Here is a 19,169-nt window from a genome sequence, read left to right as displayed (position 1 = left end):
ACCTACTTCCTCACGCCACGCCGTTCACAACCTGCCTGGTCATTACAGCTAATGGACGCTCACGGGCTGTTTGCGCGCCGAAATCACAGGGTCAGAAGTAGCGCGGGAACGGGGTCCAGTCCGGGTCGCGCTTCTCCAGGAACGCGTCGCGGCCCTCGACCGCCTCGTCGGTCATGTACGCCAGCCGGGTGGCCTCACCGGCGAACAGCTGCTGGCCCACCAGGCCGTCGTCGGTGAGGTTGAACGCGTACTTGAGCATGCGGATGGCTTGCGGCGACTTGGCGTTGATCTGCGCGGCCCACTCCAGCGCGACGGTCTCCAAGTCCTTGTGGTCGACGACCTCGTTCACCGCGCCCATGGCGTGCATCTGCTCGGCGGTGTACGGGCGGCCGAGGAAGAAGATCTCGCGGGCGAACTTCTGGCCCACCTGTTTGGCCAGGTAGGCGCTGCCGTACCCGCCGTCGAAGCTGCCGACGTCGGCGTCGGTCTGCTTGAACCGGGCGTGCTCGCGGCTGGCGAGCGTCAGGTCGCACACCGCGTGCAGGCTGTGCCCGCCGCCGGCCGCCCAGCCGTTGACCAGGCAGATCACCGGTTTGGGCATGAACCGGATCAGCCGCTGCACCTCGAGGATGTGCAGCCGGCCCGCCCGCGCCGGATCCACCGTGTCCGCGGTCTCGCCCGACGCGTACTGGTAGCCGCTGCGGCCGCGGATGCGTTGGTCGCCGCCCGAGCAGAACGCCCAGCCGCCGTCCTTCGGTGACGGGCCGTTACCGGTCAGCAGCACCACGCCGACGTCCGAGGACATCCGGGCGTGGTCGAGCACCCGGTACAACTCGTCGACGGTGTGCGGCCGGAACGCGTTGCGCACCTCGGGCCGGTCGAACGCGACCCGCACCGTCGGCTGCGGCTCCCCGTCGGCCACATGCCGGTGATAGGTGAGGTCGGTCAGCTCGAACCCGGCGACGGGCTGCCACAGTGACGGGTCAAAAGGGTTGTCGCTCATGCGTTTACCGTCTCCAAGCGGAAAACCGGGCACCGGCCGGCCAGCGCCTCGTACTCGTCGGGGTTGGGTCCGGTGACCAACCCGGCGTTCTTCATGAAGCCGACGCCGGTGGGCACCTTGATCGGGAACTCGCGCAGCAGTGGACGCGCCTCGTCGGGCGGCAACTCGACGACCCGGATCCGTTCGCTGCGGCGGCCGATGTGCAGGGTGGCCTCGCCGGCGGCGCGCAGGTTGGCCGCCCAGTCCGAGCCGGGCAGCCCGCCGAGCACGTACCGCTGCCCGTCGACCGTCATCGGGGTGATCGGCGTGCGGCGCAACTTCCCGCTCTTGCGGCCGCGCACCTCGAGCACGACGGGCCCGTTCTCGCCGAGGATGCCCAGCTTCTGCAGGCCGATCATCACCTTGTTCACGTACTTCAGCCACCAGGGCGGCCGGATGCGGGTGCTGTCGGACATGGTCACGACGCTACGTGACCGGCTCGATGCGGAACACGGGCAGGCGCCCGGCCATGCCCTTGAGTTCCTCGGCGGAACCGGTTTGCAGGATGCCCGCACGCTTCATCAGGTCGACGCCGACGGCCGCCTGGGTCCGGAACTCCCGCAACACCGGTCGGGCTTCGTCGGCGCCGAGCTCGACCATCCGGACGTGCTCGCGGCGGCGGCCCTTGGTCAGGGTGGCGTCCCCGGCGGCGGCGCGCACGTTGGCGACCCAGTCCGCGCCGGGGTAGCCGTTGACGACGTAGCGGATGCCGTCGACGGCCATCGGCGTGATCGGGGTCGAACGGGGCTTGCCGGACCTGCGGCCTCGCACCGTCAGCACCACCGGTTCCTCGCGCCGCGAGATCGGGATTCCGAGCCGCAGCAACACCATGACGAGCTTGTTCATGGTCTTGAGCCCGCGCGGTGGGGCGATGTGGTCGCCGCTCACAGTCGAACACCGTAGTCTGCCAGCGCGGTTCGCAGGCCGTCGGTGCGTTCGGTGGTGGGCAGCGGGTCGACGAGGATGAAACCGCAGCCGACTGCGCGGGCGCCGCCGTCGGCCTCGTCGCTGTCGCCGACCATGACGGCGTGCGCGGTGTCGACCCCGAGCCGCTGCAGCGCGGTCTCGAAGATGGCGGGGTCGGGTTTGACCGCCCCGACCTCGTACGACAGCACGAACTCGTCGACGAACCCGGCCGCGCTGATCGAAGCGAACGCGGGCCGCACGTCGAAGGCGATGTTGGACACCACCGCGGTCTTGATGCCCTGCCGGTGCAGGCTTTCCACCACGTCGGCGGTATCGGGATAGGGCGTCCAGCACTGCGGGTCGATGACGCGGGCGTACAGGTCTTCGGCGTGATGACCCGCCAGCCCGGATTCCCGTAGCACATGCAGGTACGCCTCACGGTGCAGGTGCGGGGCGAGGTCGCGGTTGACCCAGGCGTGGTAGGTGTCGCCGGGCAGGTCCACGTGCTGACCGGTCGGCGCCGTGAGCCGGCGCATCAGCTCGGCCTGCACGTGACCGTCGACCTCGCGTTCGTCGACCTCCATGCCGTGAAACCAGCTCTCGTCCTCCTCGAGCCGGAACAGGGTGCCGTAGAAGTCGAACAGGACGGCACGGATTCCGGTCATTTCACCATGCTAGATCCCGGGTGCGGGCGGGCTTGCGGGTCAAGCGTTCTCGTTTTCTCCGGCGAGCGGACGCAGAAACGGATCGACACGCCGGTGCGGGTGCGCTTCTGCGTCTGCTCGCGGTGGGAAGGTGGTCGGCGATGGCGCATCGTTTGGTTACTGCTTATCGGGAGGGACGCAAGGCGTTCCCGCACAGGCTCGTCAACCCCTACGCGGGCATCGGTGACCGCGTGGTGGCGCGGATGTGGCGGCTGGGCTGGCAGCGCGCTGCGGAGGAGAACCGGGGGATTCCCAGCGAACGGGAGCGCATCGCGCGGCTGGCCGCGGAGATCGACGCGCTGCTGGACTGATGGCGCCGTTGCCGCCCGACCTCGCGGCGCGCGTGGCGGCCCGCCTCGATCGACAACACCGGGTCCTGCTCGGGATCACCGGCCCGCCGGGCGCGGGCAAGTCGACGCTCGCCGAGAGTGTCGTGACGGCGTTCGACGGCGCCGTGTACGTCCCCGCGGACGGTTTCCACCTGGCCGACGCCGAGTTGACGCGGCTGGGCCGGCTCGATCGCAAGGGCGCGATCGACACCTTCGACGGGCACGGCTATCTGGCACTGCTGCAACGCATTCGGGCGCGACCGTCGCACACCGTGTACGCGCCGGCGTTTCACCGCGACCTCGAGCAGCCGATCGCGGGCAGCATCCCCGTCCCACCCGACGCGCGGGTGGTCGTCACCGAGGGTAACTACCTCCTCGACGACGACGAGCCGTTGCCGGCCGTGCGCGCGGTGCTCGACGAAGTGTGGTTCCTCGACGTCGACCGCGACGAGCGTCGACGCCGACTTATCAAGCGGCACATGCAGTTCGGCAAGACATCGGAGCAGGCGCAGGCCTGGGTGCGCGACGTCGACGACCCCAACGCCGACCGCATCGAGGCCTGTCGGCACAAGGCCGACCTGATCGTGGAGCTTCCTGTTTAGCCCCTTTTTGGCGCGAGCGTGCGCGTCTGAGGGCGACACGCCGACAAAAGGCGCGAGTTTACGCACGCTCGCCGCAGCGCACCCCGGCGGTCACATCCCGTCCAGCGCAGCGGCGATGTCGTTCGTCGACCACAGGTTGAGGAAGTTGGTCATCATCAACAAGCGGCTACGGGCCTGTTCGTCGTCGGCGATCCGCGCGTCGAACCGGTCGGGCACCGGTTCGGGCAGGAGCTTCAACAGGTACGACGGCACGTCGAGCAGCCACGCCAGCCCCATCACCGCGACGTACAACAGGAGGTGCCGTTTGACCGTGGCCGCCTCGAGCGCCGGCCCACCCGCCGAACGGAACTCCGCGAGGAAGTGGTCGAGCAGCGCATCGAAGTGGCGATCCCACATCTGGGTCTCCGCACTGCACATCGCGCCCCACAGCGCCATCGCCAGGTTCATCTGGCCGACGCAACCCCAGTCCAGCAGCCCGCATTCGAGGTGACCGTCCGGGTGACGCCAGAACCAGGCGTTGTCGACGTTGGCGTTCCAGTGACACAGCGCGACGTAGTCGGGATCGTCGGCCAGGTGTCGCCAGATGTCCTTCTCCCGTTCCGGAAAGCGGGTCACGTCATTACGCAGTCGCGCAAGGAATTCCGGTTCGCGAACGTTGGCCGGCAGCAGCGACGGGTGCGCGACGGCGAACTCGACGAGTCGGTCGACCCGGCGCTGCAGTTGATCGGGGGTGTACGGCGTGCGTTCTCCGACCGACAGTCGCTCCATGTCGACGGGGAACTGCTCGACGAGTTCGGTGGGCAGCCGGCCCGCCTTGCTGGCCCCCGCGAGCCGGCCGAGCGCACCCAGCAGGGCCTCGTAGTGGGCGAGCGGTTCCGGCATGGTGTAGTCCATGCACTTGTCATAGTGGGCTTCGATACCGTTGGTACCGTAGGGGATTCGCTCGGTGATCAGCAGGCCGGTGCCCGACGGCGCGTGGTAGTCGGCGAACAGGCAGCGCGGCACGGTGATCGGAAAGCCCGGCATGCGTGAGAGCAGCGCGAAGCGCACCTCGAACCCCATCTGGGTGCGGCCGCGATCGCGTGCGGCGTCGTCGAAATCGCGGGAGAACTTGACGAACAGCTCGGTCGGCAGCTGCGTCGCGTCGTGGTACTCGACCGACAGCATCGCCTTTCGACCGGTGCTGCCGCCGCGGAATTCACGCAGCTCGGTGATCGCAAGGACGGTGTTGCTCGCTGTCAGCGCTCCCGCTCGCCGGAAGGCGTCGGTGAGAAACGATGCGCCGCCGGCGCGCAGGGCGTCGGCGTGCGCGGGCATGTCGAGGCCGAGGTAGTCACCGCGCACCCACCCGTCGTCGGTCATCGGTGGTCACCTTCTCCCGCGAGCGTGCGCAAACTCGCGGTTTTTGTCGGCGTGTCGCCCTCTGACACGCACGCTCGCGCAGGAACGGGTCAGCCGACGGCGCGGTCGGCGTCCTTCCAGAACTGCGCGCGCACGGCCTTCTTGTCGGGCTTGCCCAGCGCGGTCACCGGCACCGAGTCGACCACGATCACCTGCTTGGGCGACTGCACCGACCCCTTGCGCTCCTTGACCGCGGCCTGGATCTCGGCGGTCATCCGCGCGATCGCCTCCTCGGAGCGGTCGGCCTCGGGCCGCAGCACCACCACCGCCGTCACCGCCTCGCCCCACTTCTCGTCGGGCGTGCCGATGACGCACACCTGCGCGACCGAAGGATGTTCGGCCACAACGTCTTCCACCTCACGGGGGAAAACGTTGAAACCGCCGGTGACGATCATGTCCTTGGTCCGGTCGACGATGTAATAGAAGCCGTCGGAGTCCTCGCGGGCCAGGTCGCCGGTGTGCATCCAGCCGTCCCGGAACGTCTCCGCGGTGGCCTCGGGCTTGTTCCAGTAGCCGCCGGACACCAACGGGCCGGACACGCAGATCTCGCCGACCTCGCCTCGCGGCACCGGGTTGCCCTCGGAGTCCAGCAGCGCCACCCGCGCGAACAGCGTCGGGCGTCCGCACGAGGTCAACCGCTTCTCGTCGTGGTCGCCCTTGGCCAGATACGTGATCACCATCGGCGCTTCGGACTGCCCGTAGTACTGGGCGAAGATCGGCCCGAAGCGGCGGATCGCCTCGGCCAGGCGCACCGGGTTCATCGCCGAGGCGCCGTAGTACACGGTCTCCAGCGACGACAGGTCGCGGGTGTGCGAATCCGGATGGTCCAGCAACGCGTAGATCATCGACGGCACCAGCATGGTGGCGGTGATGCGCTGCTCCTCGATCACCCGCAGCACCTCGGCCGGGTCGAACTTGGACAGCACCACCATCTCGCCGCCCTTGACGATCGTCGGCACGAAAAACGCCGCCCCGGCATGCGAAAGCGGCGTGCACATCAGGAATTTCGGGTGCTCGGGCCATTCCCACTCGGCCAGCTGGATCGTCGTCATCGTGGTGATCGACTGCACCGTGCCGATCACGCCCTTGGGCTTACCCGTGGTGCCGCCGGTGTAGGCCATCCCGCCGATGTGATCCGGCGGCAGATCCGCGGCGGCCAGCGGGCGCGGCGGGTACTTCTCGGCCTCGGCGGTCAGGTCCACCGCGACGCCCGTCAGCGCCTGCGGCACCGGCCCGATCGTCAGGATCTGTTTGAGCGACGGCACCTTCTCCAGCAGCCCCAGCGCGCGCTCGACGAACATCGGCACCGGGTCGATGATCAACGACGAGACGCCGGCATCGTCGAGCACGTAGGCGTGGTCGTCCAGCGAACCGAGCGGATGCAGTGCGGTGCGGCGGTAGCCCTGGGTCTGGCCGGCGCCGATGATCATCAGCACCTCGGGGCGGTTCAGCGACAGCAGGCCCACCGCCGTTCCGGTGCCCGCGCCCAGCGCCTCGAACGCCTGGATGTACTGGCTGATGCGGTCGGCGAGCTCGCCGCCGGTCAGCGTGGTGTCCCCGAGGAACAGCACCGGTTTGTCCTTGTTCCGCTTCAGCGCGCCCACGGTGAGGTGTCCGGAGTGCAGGGGGTGACGCAACAGGTCCACCGACGAGCGCTCGTGCGAGGAGTCAGCCATGGCCATCACACTAGAACGTGTTCCAGAATGCCCCCCGGGTGCCCCACAAAGGCGGGCTCGCGGGAACGGCCAACCCGCAAACACCTCTCGTTGACGGCCACGACAATTCCGCGCCGCCGGAAATGCCGGTTGAGCGCACGCTTTCGCTCGTGTCAGCATGCCCGGCTCGTCGCCGCGGTGGGTATTCCGCAATTCTGCAGACTCGGCATTAGTAAATGTGCATACTCATCACTACTGCGGTGGGGCCACTGGAGCCCAGGGTGGACCACCACCGCGGTTGGTCACGTCTATACGGCGAAGTCAAGTGAATATGCTGCTTTTACCCGCAGACTTGGGGATGCGGCGGACACAGACGCGAGGCAATAAGTTAATGACGATTCGTAACTATGGCGCGTAGTGACAGCGTCGAGGTCATCGGCGACTGGGCCGGTGGCTACGTCAAACGTCACCCCGTGGCAGCGCTGGAGACCGCCGGCGACCAGTTCGTGCTCGCGGTGCGCACGGTGCAGTACTTCTTCGTCGATCTTTTCACCGGCCGGTTCCAGTGGTGGGAGTTCATCCGCCAAGCCGCGTTCATGGCGGGCACCGCCGTGCTGCCGACGGTGCTGGTGGCCCTGCCCATCGGAGTCACCCTGTCGATTCAGTTCGCATTGCTCGCCGGCCAGGTCGGCGCCACGTCACTGGCAGGCGCGGCCAGCGGTCTGGCGGTGATCCGTCAGGCCGCCTCACTGACCGCGGCGATCCTGATGGCCGCCGCCGTCGGTTCGGCGATCACCGCGGATCTCGGTTCCCGCAAGATGCGCGAGGAGACCGAGGCGATGGAGGTGATGGGTGTTTCCGTGATCCGGCGCCTGGTGGTGCCCAGGTTCGCCGCGGCCATCATGATCGGCGTGGCGCTCACCGGCGTGGTGTGCTTCGTCGGCTTTCTGGCCAGCTACCTGTTCAACGTGTACTTCCAAAACGGTGCCCCGGGCAGCTTCGTCGCCACCTTCGCCGCGTTCACCACCACCGGGGACATGATCGTGGCGCTGGTCAAGGCCGTCGTCTTCGGGGCGATCGTCGCGGTGGTGTCCTGCCAGAAGGGGATGTCGACCAAAGGCGGGCCGACCGGGGTGGCGAACTCGGTGAACGCCGCGGTGGTCGAGTCGATTCTCGTTCTCATGGTCGTCAACGTCGCGATCAGCCAGCTCTACATCATGTTGTTCCCCCGGGTCGGGCTCTGAGATGGCGTCGACTTTCGTACCGCCGCTGCTGGCGCCCTTCGTCCGCCTCTACCAGAAGGCCACCCCGCCGATCGGCCGGCTCGGCCACATGCTGGTGTTCTTCGTCCGCGCGATCGCGGCAATCCCGTTGGCGCTACGGCATTATCGCGCCGAGTTCGTCCGGCTGTTGTCGGATATCGCGTGGGGCAACGGTTCCCTGGTGGTGGGCGGCGGAACCGCAGGCGTGGCGATCGTGCTCGGCATCACCGTCGGCGCGCTCGTCGGCATCGAGGGCTACAACTTCCTCGACCTGCTGGGTCTGGGCCCGGCGACGGGAATCATCTCCTCGCTGGTGAACACCCGCGAACTGGCGCCGATCGCGTTGTCCCTGGCGTTCGCCACCCAGGCCGGCTGCCGGTTCACCGCGCAACTGGGTTCCATGCGGATTGCCGAAGAGATCGACGCGCTGGAATCCCTTGCGATCCGTCCCATCCCATATCTGGTGACGACGCGGCTGATGGCCTCGGTGGTGGTGGTCATTCCGCTCTACGTCGTGTGCCTGGCGGTCAGTTATCTGACGACACAGCTTGTGGTTCAAGTCATCAGCGGCGGCGCGACGGGCTCATATCTGCATTACTTCACGTTGATGCTGTCGGGCCAAGATATTTTGTACTCGTTGCTCAAGGCCATCGTGTTCGTGTGGATCGCCACGACGATCCAGTGCTACTACGGCTTTTCTGCCGCCGGCGGTCCCGAGGGTGTGGGGGTCGCGGCCGGACACGCCATGCGGGCCAGCATCACGGTGGTGATCATCGTCAACATGCTGCTCACCATGGCGCTGTGGAATGTCGATTCCGGAGCGAGGTTCGGGGGATAGTGCCGAATTCCTTTGACCTGGACGGGCGCGGGCCCACCGATCGCCAGCTGATCGGCGGGGGGATCGTCGTTGTTCTGGTGGCCGCGCTGATCACGGGGACCCTGTTGGTCAAGGCGACCGGACGGCTGGATCCGTTCGTGCGCGTCGTCGCGGACCTCGTCAACGTCGGCGACGGGCTGCCGCAGCGGTCCGACGTGAAGTACCACGGCGTGCTCGTCGGCGCCGTCGCGAGCGTCACCCCGGGCGCCCACGGCAACCCCAACCACGTCCACATCAACCTCGACCGGCAGTACGCCGGTTCGATACCGGCCACCGTCACCGCCCGGGTGGTGCCCAGCAACGTGTTCGCGGTGTCCTCGGTGCAACTCGTCGACAACGGCGACGGGCCGCCGATCCGTGCGGGCGCGCACATTCCGGAGGACACCGAGCTGCCGACCGTGTTGTTCCAGACGACGATCAGCAAGCTGCGCGACATCCTGGCCGCCACCGGGCGGGGTCGCGAAGACAAAACCATCGGCATCCTGGCCGCGATCAACGAGGCCACCGAGGACCGCCGCACCGAGTTGCTGGCCGCCGGCGCCCAACTGGACCGGCTCATCGATGATGTCGACGCGATCGTGGCCACCAGGCCGGACTCGACGACGGTGTCGGCGCTCACCGATGCGGCCGTCGGACTGCAGCAGACCACACCGGAACTGTTCGACGCGCTGCAGAAGGCGGTGCAACCGATGCAGGTGCTGGTCGAGCAGCGGGCCCAGCTCGACACGCTGGTCAACGGCGGTATCCACACCATGAACACCACTCACACCGCGCTGAACAACCACACCGACCGAATGGTCAAGATCAGCTCGGAGCTGACCCCGGTGGTCGGCAACCTGGCGGATACCTCGCGCCACTGGGTGCCGGCCTTCGTCAAGCTGAACGAGCTGTCCGACAAGTTCTTCGACGAGGTGTGGATGCATGACCGCGACATCGGCAACATGCGGGTGAACCTGTCGTTCACGCCGACCTACACCTATACCCGTGCCGATTGCCCGCAGTACGGCGAACTCAAGGGCCCGAGCTGTTACACCGCGCCATTGGTTCCGGTGCGGCCGCCCCTTCCGGATACGCTGCTACCACAGAACTATCAGCCTCCGAAGGACCTGGCGCCCCCGCCCGGCACGGTATTGGGGGAGAACGGCAACCTGGTTGCCGTCGGGCCACCGCTGGTCAACCCGTACCCAAACCTGGCTGATCCGAATCCACCGCTGCCACCGGGAGTTTCGCCGTCGCCACCGGTACCCGGATCGGCCAACCCGGCGCTGGAACCAACGCCACAGCCGCCGGTGATCCAATCCCCACCGGCACCGGTCGCGCCCAAACCATGGGATCCGCCAGCCCCACCTGCCGGGCCGGTCGCTCCGCAGCCATCCGGTCCGTTGCCCGCCGAAGCCGCGCCGGCTCCTGCTATAACGCCGGCTCAGCCGGCTCCTGCTATAACGCCGGCTCAGCCGGCGGCCTTCGGCGGGAACGTCGGACCCGTTGGTAGCCGACAGGAACGCAACCAGCTGTCCGTCATCACCGGCCAGCCGGCCACCACGGCGACCCAGTTGCTGCTCGGACCGGTAGCCCGTGGCACGACCGTCTCGCTCGGCCAGGAGGCCCGATGAAGTACCGCGGAGCGCTGATCGGCCTGTCGCTGTTCATGGTGGTCGCGATCACGCTGACCTGGCTGGTGTACGTCACGCTGCGTCGAGACGTGGCCGGCCGGACCGTGCCCTATGCCGCGATGTTCACCGATGTGTTCGGGTTGCGTGAGGGCGACGACGTGCGGATGGCCGGTGTGCGGGTGGGCCGGGTGGAAAGCATTGAGCTGCAAGGCAAACACGCCAAGGTGTCCTTCGTGGTGCAAAGCGACCAGCAGGTGCTGGGCACCACCGTTGCCTCGGTCACCTACCAGAACATCGTCGGCCAGCGATATCTCGGTCTGTCGCTGGGCAATCTCGGTGACCCGGGCCCGCTGAAGCCCGGCAGCGTCATCCCCGTCGAGCGCACCGACCCGTCGTTCGATGTCGGCCGGCTGCTCAACGGGTACGAGCCACTGTTCAGCGTTCTCGACCCCAAGCACGCCGACAACTTGACCAAGGGTGTCATCCAATCGCTGCAGGGCGACAAGGGGTCCATCACCGCCCTGGTGGACCAGACCAGCCAGCTCACCGAGTCGTTCGCCGGTCAGGACGAGCAACTCGGTGAGGTGATCACTGACCTGAACGTCGTGGTGGCCAACCTCGCCCGGCACAACGACGACCTCGACCACATCATCGGCGAAGCCCGCACGGTGGTGTCGACCTTCGACGCGCGACGCCCCGAATTGGTGGCGTCGATGAGTTCGATCGCGAAGGTGGTGCGGCAATTGTCGACGATCTCCGACGAGGTGTACCCGTCGCTGAAGGAAATGGTCACCCGCGAACCGGGGTTCGCGGCGCACATGGTCGGTCTGGAGAACCAGCTGGCATTTACCGGCGCCAACCTCCCGTTGCTGCTGAAGGGCTTTGCACGCATCACCAGCGAAGGCTCCTTCGCCAACGCCTACGCATGTGACCTGAATATCCAAGGATTCTTCCCCGGCCTCAACGACGTGGTGCCGATCATCGTGGACGCCGCCACCCCCGGCAACAAGGCGCGTTACACCCCGAAGTGCAGGAACATGGCCAATGGCTGATCAGACGAAGCCGCGGCGCCGGCGACTCCCGCTGGAGAACCGCAACAAGACCTGGATGGGCGTCGTTGCGGTCCTGGTGGTTTCGTTGCTCGTCGGAACGCTGCTGTTGTTCAAGGTGGCCAACTTCGGCTACCGGCAGTACACCGCGCACTTCTTGCAGGCCGCCGCGCTGCAAGTCGGCAATCCGGTCACGGTTGCCGGAATTCCGGTGGGCGAGGTGCTGAGCATGCGCCTCGCCGGTGACTACGTCGAGGCCAAGCTCAAGGTGCGCAATGACGTTGCGCTGGGCGAGGATTCACGGGCCTCGATCAAGATCACCACGATCCTCGGCTCGCGGTATCTGGCCCTGTTTCCCGACGGTGCAGGCTCGCTGCCGAACGACACCTTCGACCTGACCCACACCGAGGTCCCCTACGACCTGCAGGAAGCCCTCGCCGACGTCACCCGAACCTACGAGCAGGTCGACTCCGACAATTTCGCCGAGACGCTGTCCATTCTGGGCGAGCAGATGAAGACGTTGCCGCCGGTGGTGCCGCAGGCCCTGGAGAACACCCACACGCTGTCGACGATCATCGCCGAGCGTCGCGACCAACTCGGCGAACTGCTGAAAACCACTGAAGTGGTCAGCAATACGCTGCGCCGTCAGCAGTCCACCATCGGCAGCCTGGTAAACCAGGGCAACTCGTTGCTCGGCGAGTTCGTCGCGTCGCGTGCGACATTCCACGCGATGATGGATGCGCTCACCAACCTCGTCGAAACATTGAGCAGCGTCGTCATCGACGACCGGCCCGAACTCGAGGAGCTGCTGGGCAATCTGCGCGAGTTGTCCACTCTGCTCGCCCGCGACGGTGACGGCTTCCTGCGCAGCATCCTGCAGTCCGGGCCAATCGCCCTGCGTGGCTTGGCCAACGCCACCGGCAGCGGCAATGCGGCTGGGTTCAACGCGACCAACGGCCTGCTGGTCGACTCGTGGATGTGCGCAATCAGCGGCCGCGCCAAGCAATTCAGCATGATCGAGTACTACCAGGACTGCAAATGAGGATCACCAAGACCAAGCTGCTGGTTGCCGGTGCGATCGCACTGGTCGCGGGTCTGGTGTTGGCCACCGTCGTGGTGCTCTACACCAAGGACCGGCTCGACACCATCACGGTGACCGCCCAGTTCGACAGTGCCGCAGGCCTATACGAGGGAAACACCGTCGCGGTTCTCGGGATGCCGGTGGGCCGGGTCGCCAAGATCACCCCCAAGGGCGGCTACGTCGAGGTCGACTTCACCGTGGACAAGGATGTCAAGGTTCCCGCGGACGTCCAGGCGGTGACGATTTCCAACTCGATTCTGACCGACCGGCAGATCGAACTGACGCCACCCTACTCGGGCAGCGGTCCGACCCTGCAGGATCACGCGACCATCGGCCTGAATCGCACCCAGACCCCGGTGGAATTCGCCCGGGTGCTCGACGTTCTCGACAAGCTGTCGGTATCTCTGGAGGGCGACGGAAAGGGTGACGGCCCGATCGCCGATGTGGTCAACGCCAGCGCCGCGATCGCCGACGGCAACGGCCAGCAGATGAAGGACGCGCTCGGCGAGCTGTCGAATGCCCTGCGGCTCAGCGCCGATCGGGGCACGGTGACCAAGGATCAGCTGACCACCATCGTACGGAACTTGAGTTCGTTGTCAGAGGCGGCGGCCAGGAATGACGAGACACTGCGGGAATTCGGCTCGTCGGTGCGCGCACTCAGCCAGATCCTGGCCGATGAGAACCTCGGCAGCGGGACCACCGGCAAAAAGATCAACGAGGTGTTGACCAACACCCGTGAGGTGCTCGAGATCCATCGCGACACCATCAAGGATCTCGTCGCCAACGGCGACATTGTGCTGAACACGGCTGTCGATCACGAACGCGATCTCAAGGAATTCCTGGACGTGGCGCCGATGACACTGGACAACCTGTACAACATCGTCGACCGGAAGAACGGCGCCTTGCGGGTCAAGGTGCTCACCGACCGGGTGTTGTTCGACAACCAGTTCATCAAGGAGGTGTGCAACGTGATGGGGCTGCGGCAACTGGGCTGCAGCACCGGGACGTTGCAGGACTTCGGGCCGGACTTCGGGCTGACGTACATGCTGGACGGACTCGCGGCGATGGGACAGAAATGATGACCCCGAGCAGCAGGCGCCACCGTCGGCCGATCGCGTTGGCGATGGCGGCGTGCCTGGCCCTTTCCGGCTGTGCCACCGATGGTTTGGCCAGTTTGCCGCTGCCGGCACCCGGCGTCGGGTCCGGCGGCTACCAGCTGACGGCGGTGTTCTCCAACGCGCTGAACCTGCCCGCCAGCGCCAAGGTGAAGCTGGCCGGTGCCGATGTCGGCCAGATGGAGTCGATGAAGGCGCGCAACTACACCGCGGTGACCACCTTGCGCATCATGGACGGAGTTCAGGTGCCCCAGGGCAGCACCGCCGAATTACGTTCCGCGACACCCCTCGGCGATATTTTCATCGCGATCAAGCCGCCGTTCCCCGCCGATCCGAACGCGCCCTTGTTGACCGATGGCGACACGATCCCATTGGAGTCGACGACGTCCGCAGCCACCGTCGAATCGGTGTTGGCATCGGCGGCGGTGTTGGTCAACGGCGGTGCGGTGCGCAACTTCACCAACATCATCAACGGACTGGGCAAGGCGACCGGCGATCAGGGCGAGGCGTTCGGCAATCTCATCCGTAAGACCAACGACACCCTGGGCACGCTGAACGCCCGGTCCGGGCAGATCTCGAACGCGATCACCGAGACTTCCCGGCTCGTCGAGGCCATCGAGGCCAAGAATCAGACCATCAGCGAAGTGATGGCCGAAGCCCGTCCGGCCACCGACACGCTGGCGGCACACACCACCCAGATCGCCGACCTCGTCGAGCAGATCGGTGATGTGTCCGTTCAGGCACGCAAGTTCCCGTCGATCGCCGGCACCGACACCAGCGGCCGCAGCGTCATCGCTGACGCCAACACCGTCGCCGGCGCGTGGAACGACGTCGCGCTGGCCCCCGACACGACGCTCTATGCGCTGAACCGGCTGATGCCCCCATTCATCAAGTCGATGACCGGCAACGCGCTCGCGACCAACGCGAGCATCGACCGATTGATCCTCGGACACATACCCGATATCGGCTTCGCCGGAGACCAGGGGTTCCACGGTCCCAAGTGGCACAACTGGTTTCACCTGGTGGGCTCGTTCAAGTACACGCTGTACCGGCTGCAGGAGAAGATCGTCGGCAAGGGTCCCGGTGTGCCGCAGGTCCCGGTGATCCCCAGTCCGACCGAGCCCGGGGAATTGGAGGTCGCGGGGCCACCGCTCGCCCCACCAACGCCGCCGGCACCGCTGCCCGTCGCGCCCCCGGCGACCGATATTCCACTGCCGGCACTGGGGCCGGTGGCCGGGCCGCCGCTGCCACCTTCGCCCGCCCCGCCGCCTGCACCCGCGCCACTGCCTGCGGAGGCGCCACGATGATCTCGACAGCTGCCGACCGGCTGGTCGACCTTGTCCGGTTCGGCCACCGCCGCCGCGCCTGGCTATCTTCCGCCGGGTTGATTCTGGTCCTGGTGGTAGCGACCGGCTACCTGCTGTTCGGTGCGTTGCGGGTGAACCCGTTCGCCTCGCAGTATCAACTCACCATCCAACTGCCCGAGTCGGCCGGCCTGCTGCCCGACCAGGACGTGACGATGCGTGGCGTGCCGATCGGCCGGGTGGACCGGCTCGACATCACCCCGGCCGGGGTGAACGCGGTGGTCAACGTCAAATCGTCGATGAAGATCCCGGAATCCAGCGATGTCGCGGTGTCGGGCCTGTCGCCGGCCGGTGAGCAGTACATTGACTTCCTGCCGGAGTCCGACCAGGGCCCGTTCCTGGCCGATGGCGCCGTCATCGAGCAGGGTAGGGCCACGGTGCCGGTCAGCCTGGCCGAGCTGTTGGCCAACGCGGACGGGGCGTTGGCGCAGGCCGATACCGAGAAACTCGAGCTGATCAGGCGAGAGTTGAGCCTGTCGCAGGCCGGTCCGCAGAAGCTGAAGGACATCGTCGAAGGCGGCACGTTCCTGTTGTCCACGATGGATTCGGTGTTGCCGCAGACCAGCAGCCTGTTGCGGACCAGCCGGGTGGTGCTCACGTTGGCCGCCGACAAGAACGCCGGAATCGCAGTCGCCTCAGATAATCTCGACCAGAGCTTCGTCGGCATCAACAAGATGCGCGACGGCTATCGCCGGCTCACCAACCAGGGTCCGGATGCGCTGTCCGCGGTGGACGCCTTGTTCATCGACAACTCCGACACGATGGTGCAACTGCTCGGCAATCTGACCACCGTCTCCCGGCTGTTGTACCTGCGGGTGCCGGCACTGAATGCGCTGTTCCCGGACTACCGTGGCTCGCTGCTCGACGCGCTGGGCAGCGCGATGCACGACAACGGGCTGTGGGCCAGCGGCGACATCTACCCGCGGTATCACTGCGACTACGGAACGCCGCGCCTTCCACCGTCCAACGCGGACTACCCGGAACCGTTCATGTACACCTACTGCCGCGACGATCACCCCGGGATGCTGGTCCGCGGAGCCAAGAACGCGCCGCGGCCGGCCGACGACGACACCGCGGGCCCCCCGCCCGGTGCCGATCTCGGTCGGCAGACGGATCCGACCCCGAAGGGCCGGTTCACCATTCCCACCCCGTACGGTGGGCCGACGCTACCGATCGAGCCACCGCGGTGAGCCGCGAGTGCGTAGTTGCTAGGAGATCAAGTTGTCTGTGACGAACGACAAGGACACCGACAAGAAACCCGACGGTGACAGCGAAACTACTGAGGCAACGTCGGACGTCGAGCAGCCCGACACCGACGTGTCCGACGCCCCCGAGACCGCCTCGGGCAGCGACGACCAGACACCCGACGACCCGGCGTCCGGCACGGCGGCCGAGCGGAACTGGCCGCGCCGCATCCGGCTCGCGGCACTGGCCACCCTGGTCGTCGGGGTGCTGGCCGGCTCCGGTTTTCTGGGCTGGCAGCTATGGCAGCTGCGGCAGTCAGAACACGCCGCCGATGCCGCCCAGCAGGCGGCGGTCGAGTACGCGCAGGTGCTGACCAGCATCGACTCCAACGAGGTCGACGAGAACTTCGCAGCGGTACTCGACGGCGCGACCGGCGAGTTCAAGGACATGTACTCGAAGTCCAGCGCCGAGCTGCGCCAGTTGTTGATCGACAACAAGGCCTCCGCGCACGGGGTGGTGCTGGAGTCGGCAGTGCAATCCGCCACCACGGACAAGGTGGTGGTGTTGCTATTCGTCGATCAGGCGGTGCAGAACGCCACCGTCCCGGATCCGCGTATCGATCGCAGCCGGATCAAGATGACCATGGAGTACGTCGACGGTCGTTGGCGCGCAAGCAAAGTCGAGCTGCCCTAGATGCGCGCGTCCGTCGTGGCCGCGGTAGCCGTCGTCGCCGCCCTGCTGACCGCACCCGCTGCTGCAGCGTCAGCACCGTCGTTCTGTGACGAGCTGGGCGGACAGTGGGACGGGCAGTTCTGCAGCACGTCGGTGGTCTCGGAGCGCAACGCCGTCCGCACCATCAAGATGGCGTTGCCCGGCGATCTGGTGAACAACCCCACCATCCGGGAATACCTGACCAACCTGATGAACAACTGGCGCAACGCCGCGACGAAGATGGTCCAGGACAGCTTCGGCGAGCAGCACTTCCAGATCTTCCATCACGGCGACGCGATGACGGCCGTCTTCCACGAGATGTATTCGGGCACAGTGGGTACCGACGCCCTCGCACACCCGAACGCGCCCATCATCAGCGACGCCTACCGCACCTTCACCTTCGCCGGCGGGCGGCAGCTGCAACTGGCCGACCTGTTCAATCCGGGCGTCGACCACCTGGCCGAGATCCCGCGCCTGGGTGCGCCGTTCATCGTCGCCGCACTCGATGCCGCACCGCCGCCGCACCAGGCCGGCACCTATCCGTTCACCCCGGACCGCTGGACCCCGGACAAGGTGTACTCCGGCGGCTACCGGGCGTGGGCGCTCACCCCGGATGAGCTGATCCTCTACATGCCCGACTATCCGGTCGGTCGCGACAGCCCGTTGGACTACACGATCGGCCGCATGCAGTGGGCGATGGACGGCGGCACCGTGCAGGCCCATATCCCGCTGTCGGCGCTCGCGCCGGTGCTGCGTCCCGAATTCGGCGGCGCCTGACCATGTTTCGGGTTGTGGTGGCGAGCATCGCGGCGCTGCTGGTCGCCGCGCCGATGGCACGGGCCGACGAGGTTGCGCCGACGCTGCCGGTGTTCACACCGCACCCGTCGGCCTGGCAGCCCGACTACACCGTGTTCCCGTACAACCTGTGGCAGATCCGCGTCACCCCCGAACAGGTCACCGCGATGCGGGACTCCTGCCAGTGGTTCAACGCCCAGTACGACGAACTGATGGCGCAGGTGTTCGGCTTTCAGAACTTCCTGGCCGACCACGACGACGACTGGTCGGCGCCGGGGATGACCCGCGCCGGTGACGTCGTCGCCGCCAACCTCGACCAGTCCGCGGCCTTCCTGAACCCCCGTGCGCACACGCTGTTCATCATCAACTACCCGGACCAGAGCGAGTATTCGCCGGTGTTCCACGGGGATTCGATGTACCGGCTGTGGTATCAGTTCACCCAGATCAGCGACAAGATCAAGAAGCGGCTGCCCGCCGGGCAGATCAACGCCAATATCGCCACTGCCAACGTCTACGGCGGGGTGATCCGCGACTCCGGGGTGTGCGCGGGAGCGTAGATTCGGCCGAATGAGCACCCGGCGGCGGCTGCGCGAGGCGATCCTGGACCTGTCCCGCGAACGCGGGCCGGACAAGACGATCTGCCCATCGGACGCCGCCCGCGCGGTCGGCGGCGAGAGCTGGCGCGACCTGATGGACGACGCCCGCGAGACCGCACGCGCCCTGGCCCGCGACGGTCACGTCGAGATCACCCAAAAGGGGGAGGTGCTCGACCCCGACGCAACGTGGCGCGGACCCATCCGGATCCGCGCCACCTAGCCTCGCCGCCCGAGGGCCTAGACGAACTGCTCGGCCTCGGCGCGGGCCTGCGTCGCGATCTTCTCCGCAAGCTCGGCCTTCCACTGAATCTCCTTCTTGACCCAGGGATTGTCGAGCGGGAACTCGGTCGTCTCGGCGACCCGCCGCACCTCGACCTTGACGCCCTTGCCCAGGGGGATCTTCCGCGCCCACTGCTCGGCCTCGTCCTTCGACGACACCTGCAGGATCCAGAACCCGTTGAACAGCTCCCTGGCGTCCGTGTACCCGCCGTCGGTGACCGTCGGTGGATCGGAGTTGAAGTCGACGACGAACCCCTCCTCAGGTCCGGTCAGGCCCTCACCGGCCAGTAGCACACCGGCCTTGATGAGCTCCTCGTTGAAGCGGCCCATCTGTTCGAAGATCTGGTCGAAGTCGATCTCGGCCTCGGCCATCGCGGCCTCGGCCTCCGGGGTGGACCGCATGATCAGCATGTAACGCGCCATCGTGATGTCTCCTTCAGGTTCTCGTCGTGCCCCGTACGGGCACCCTTAGAGACCGACACGTCCCGACGCGATTTCTCATCGAAGGTCTCCCGGGAGATCGGCAACTGCGGCCGACTCGCGCCGCCCGAACGGATCGCAGATTCGGAGGTTCGCGAAACTCTCCTGGCTGGAACCCGGGTT

At 66.8% G+C, this 19,169-nt stretch carries 21 protein-coding genes; 14 read left to right on the top strand and 7 right to left on the bottom strand.

Going from position 1 to position 19,169, the window contains the following annotated elements; all coding sequences use genetic code 11:
* Nucleotides 1-91: 91 nt before the first annotated feature.
* From MELE44368_RS10790 to MELE44368_RS10775, 4 genes are read right to left on the bottom strand one after another with little or no spacing between them, the layout of a single operon-like run.
* A complete protein-coding gene (locus MELE44368_RS10790) occupies nucleotides 92-1,003 on the bottom strand; it encodes a 1,4-dihydroxy-2-naphthoyl-CoA synthase (protein ID WP_128108456.1) in 912 nt (303 codons plus the stop codon).
* Entirely contained in the window at nucleotides 1,000-1,458 is a 459-nt protein-coding gene (locus MELE44368_RS10785) for a nitroreductase family deazaflavin-dependent oxidoreductase (RefSeq protein WP_128108455.1), read from the bottom strand. Before MELE44368_RS10785 ends, MELE44368_RS10790 begins: the two co-directional genes overlap by 4 nt.
* A gap of 10 nt (nucleotides 1,459-1,468) precedes the next feature.
* On the bottom strand, nucleotides 1,469-1,888 hold the full coding sequence (locus MELE44368_RS10780; protein ID WP_128108477.1) for a nitroreductase/quinone reductase family protein: 420 nt from the start codon (nucleotides 1,886-1,888) through the stop codon (nucleotides 1,469-1,471).
* Nucleotides 1,889-1,926: 38 nt separating this feature from the next.
* On the bottom strand, nucleotides 1,927-2,613 hold the full coding sequence (locus MELE44368_RS10775; RefSeq protein ID WP_128108454.1) for an HAD family hydrolase: 687 nt from the start codon (nucleotides 2,611-2,613) through the stop codon (nucleotides 1,927-1,929).
* Between the two features lie 140 nt (nucleotides 2,614-2,753).
* On the opposite strand from MELE44368_RS10775, the gene MELE44368_RS10770 reads away from it, so the two are divergent.
* Together MELE44368_RS10770 and MELE44368_RS10765 are read left to right on the top strand one after the other, a co-directional pair.
* Entirely contained in the window at nucleotides 2,754-2,963 is a 210-nt protein-coding gene (locus MELE44368_RS10770; RefSeq protein ID WP_128108453.1) for a ribosome modulation factor, read from the top strand.
* Nucleotides 2,963-3,583, top strand: a complete 621-nt coding sequence (locus tag MELE44368_RS10765; protein ID WP_128108452.1) for a nucleoside/nucleotide kinase family protein — start codon at nucleotides 2,963-2,965, stop codon at nucleotides 3,581-3,583. Before MELE44368_RS10770 ends, MELE44368_RS10765 begins: the two co-directional genes overlap by 1 nt.
* Nucleotides 3,584-3,673: 90 nt before the next feature.
* Here the strand turns inward: MELE44368_RS10765 and MELE44368_RS10760 are convergent, their stop codons facing one another.
* The gene (locus MELE44368_RS10760; protein WP_128108451.1) at nucleotides 3,674-4,945 is read right to left on the bottom strand and encodes a type-F conjugative transfer system secretin TraK; all 1,272 of its coding nucleotides are present in this window, start codon (nucleotides 4,943-4,945) and stop codon (nucleotides 3,674-3,676) included.
* An 89-nt stretch (nucleotides 4,946-5,034) separates the two neighbouring features.
* The gene (gene fadD8 / locus MELE44368_RS10755; RefSeq protein ID WP_128108450.1) at nucleotides 5,035-6,660 is read right to left on the bottom strand and encodes a fatty-acid--CoA ligase FadD8; all 1,626 of its coding nucleotides are present in this window, start codon (nucleotides 6,658-6,660) and stop codon (nucleotides 5,035-5,037) included.
* A gap of 386 nt (nucleotides 6,661-7,046) precedes the next feature.
* On the opposite strand from fadD8, the gene MELE44368_RS10750 reads away from it, so the two are divergent.
* The 12 genes from MELE44368_RS10750 to MELE44368_RS10695 are packed head-to-tail and all read left to right on the top strand — an operon-like array spanning nucleotide 7,047 to nucleotide 18,507.
* Entirely contained in the window at nucleotides 7,047-7,883 is an 837-nt protein-coding gene (locus tag MELE44368_RS10750) for an MlaE family ABC transporter permease (RefSeq protein ID WP_128108449.1), read from the top strand.
* Nucleotide 7,884: 1 nt separating this feature from the next.
* Nucleotides 7,885-8,739 (top strand): ABC transporter permease, encoded by an 855-nt coding sequence (locus MELE44368_RS10745; protein WP_128108448.1) that lies wholly within the window; start codon nucleotides 7,885-7,887, stop codon nucleotides 8,737-8,739.
* Nucleotides 8,739-10,391, top strand: coding sequence for an MlaD family protein (locus MELE44368_RS10740; RefSeq protein WP_128108447.1), 1,653 nt, complete (start codon nucleotides 8,739-8,741; stop codon nucleotides 10,389-10,391). The genes MELE44368_RS10745 and MELE44368_RS10740 overlap by 1 nt, the downstream gene beginning before the upstream one ends.
* Nucleotides 10,388-11,443 (top strand): MCE family protein, encoded by a 1,056-nt coding sequence (locus MELE44368_RS10735; protein ID WP_128108446.1) that lies wholly within the window; start codon nucleotides 10,388-10,390, stop codon nucleotides 11,441-11,443. The genes MELE44368_RS10740 and MELE44368_RS10735 overlap by 4 nt, the downstream gene beginning before the upstream one ends.
* Complete coding sequence (locus MELE44368_RS10730) at nucleotides 11,436-12,482, top strand: MCE family protein (protein ID WP_128108445.1); 1,047 nt, start codon at nucleotides 11,436-11,438, stop codon at nucleotides 12,480-12,482. Before MELE44368_RS10735 ends, MELE44368_RS10730 begins: the two co-directional genes overlap by 8 nt.
* Nucleotides 12,479-13,600, top strand: coding sequence for an MCE family protein (locus MELE44368_RS10725; RefSeq protein ID WP_128108444.1), 1,122 nt, complete (start codon nucleotides 12,479-12,481; stop codon nucleotides 13,598-13,600). The genes MELE44368_RS10730 and MELE44368_RS10725 overlap by 4 nt, the downstream gene beginning before the upstream one ends.
* Nucleotides 13,597-14,943: an MCE family protein gene (locus tag MELE44368_RS10720; RefSeq protein ID WP_128108443.1), complete on the top strand. Its 1,347-nt coding sequence runs from the start codon at nucleotides 13,597-13,599 to the stop codon at nucleotides 14,941-14,943. Before MELE44368_RS10725 ends, MELE44368_RS10720 begins: the two co-directional genes overlap by 4 nt.
* Nucleotides 14,940-16,190: an MlaD family protein gene (locus tag MELE44368_RS10715; protein WP_128108442.1), complete on the top strand. Its 1,251-nt coding sequence runs from the start codon at nucleotides 14,940-14,942 to the stop codon at nucleotides 16,188-16,190. The genes MELE44368_RS10720 and MELE44368_RS10715 overlap by 4 nt, the downstream gene beginning before the upstream one ends.
* Nucleotides 16,191-16,221: 31 nt before the next feature.
* Nucleotides 16,222-16,878 (top strand): Rv1363c family protein, encoded by a 657-nt coding sequence (locus MELE44368_RS10710; RefSeq protein ID WP_128108441.1) that lies wholly within the window; start codon nucleotides 16,222-16,224, stop codon nucleotides 16,876-16,878.
* Nucleotides 16,879-17,673 carry a mannan-binding protein gene (locus tag MELE44368_RS10705; RefSeq protein WP_128108440.1) on the top strand — a complete coding sequence of 265 codons (795 nt, stop codon included), beginning with the start codon at nucleotides 16,879-16,881 and terminating at the stop codon, nucleotides 17,671-17,673.
* Nucleotides 17,674-17,675: 2 nt separating this feature from the next.
* On the top strand, nucleotides 17,676-18,248 hold the full coding sequence (locus MELE44368_RS10700; protein WP_128108439.1) for a hypothetical protein: 573 nt from the start codon (nucleotides 17,676-17,678) through the stop codon (nucleotides 18,246-18,248).
* A 10-nt stretch (nucleotides 18,249-18,258) separates the two neighbouring features.
* Complete coding sequence (locus tag MELE44368_RS10695) at nucleotides 18,259-18,507, top strand: DUF3253 domain-containing protein (protein WP_128108438.1); 249 nt, start codon at nucleotides 18,259-18,261, stop codon at nucleotides 18,505-18,507.
* A gap of 17 nt (nucleotides 18,508-18,524) precedes the next feature.
* Here the strand turns inward: MELE44368_RS10695 and MELE44368_RS10690 are convergent, their stop codons facing one another.
* Nucleotides 18,525-18,989, bottom strand: a complete 465-nt coding sequence (locus MELE44368_RS10690; protein WP_128108437.1) for a YciI family protein — start codon at nucleotides 18,987-18,989, stop codon at nucleotides 18,525-18,527.
* Nucleotides 18,990-19,169: the final 180 nt, after the last annotated feature.

Origin of the sequence: Mycolicibacterium elephantis DSM 44368, from assembly GCF_004014805.1 — a bacterium.
Classification (GTDB): domain Bacteria; phylum Actinomycetota; class Actinomycetes; order Mycobacteriales; family Mycobacteriaceae; genus Mycobacterium; species Mycobacterium elephantis.
Note: the sequence above shows the minus strand (reverse complement) of the source record. Positions and strands in the feature narration are given on the sequence as shown.